Here is a 1,075-nt window from a genome sequence, read left to right on the forward strand (position 1 = left end):
CCCGCCGATCTCGGCGTTGAGCGGTGGACGTGACGATCACGCTGCGCACGTTACGAGTCCCCCGCAGTGGTGACACGTCCACGACGTGGTCGCCGCACAGACGGACGGTGAACATTCGGTGTTGCGGGGCGTGGTGCACCGGGTGCGCGCGTGGTTCTCGACCCTCGCAGCGGACGTCGAGACATCAGCGGGGGGCCGAAGATCGCGATGACGACCATGAACCCGACGGCGGAGGCCGCGATCACCCCGGGCAGGTACCCCGACGACGTCGGCAGCGTGACGGGGGACCCCGCCACGGTTGCGGGCCCGCTGGATCCCCCCAGAGTCGACAGATCCCCGTCCCCGCTGCCGGGTGCCGGGTCGTCGGTGGCGCCGGGGTTCGATCCGTCGGTCGTCCCGCCCGAGCTGCCGTTCGATCCGGAACTGACCGGGGTGACCGTGGCCGAAGCGCCGCCCGTGCCGGTCGCGCACTGGGTCGGCCCCTTCTTGTCGCAGGCCTGCGGCTGGGGCGCCGTGGTGGCCAGCTTGTTGCTGCCATCGGACGCGAACGTCGGGTTGTTGCACTTCGTGATGTCGACCGCGGTGGGATCACCACCCGGAATGCGCCGCACCTGGTCGAGCCCCGCCTGCACGAGGTTGATGGGGAGGGGAGAGTAGCCCAGCACGTCGGCCTGCTGTTGACCCTCACACAGGAAGTACCGGGCGAACGCGGCGAGGGTGAGGCCCTTGTTCTCGGTGAAGCCGTATTCCAGGGCCGTCGGAACGAGCATGTACGAGTAGGACGACAATGGATAGGTGCGCGGATCGGGGTTGCGATACACCCCCTCGAGCTGCTGGGTGAGGTAGTTGACCGAGTTCACGTCCTGATTGATCTTCGCGCCGAGCAGTGCGACCGCGACATTCGCCGCCGTGGGTTCCGTATAGAAGCCCGCGGCGTTGAGAATCTTGGCGACCGGTGCGTGCGAGTTGAGCGCGTAGGAGTATTCGACATAGGTGATCGCCCCGACGTACTGCGGCTGGGAGACGTACCCGGCGACGCCGTTCGAGCCGGACTGTCCCTTGAACCCGGTGATCG

1 protein-coding gene is annotated in these 1,075 nt (G+C 67.7%); it reads right to left on the reverse strand.

Annotation, left to right across the window (positions count from 1 at the left end; translation table 11 throughout):
• Window positions 1-50: 50 nt before the first annotated feature.
• The coding region (locus NT132_RS14105) for a substrate-binding domain-containing protein (protein ID WP_297790146.1) at window positions 51-1,075 on the reverse strand (1,025 nt) is incomplete at its 5' end.

The sequence above is a fragment of the Microbacterium sp. genome, from assembly GCF_026393345.1.
Lineage (GTDB): Bacteria > Actinomycetota > Actinomycetes > Actinomycetales > Microbacteriaceae > Microbacterium.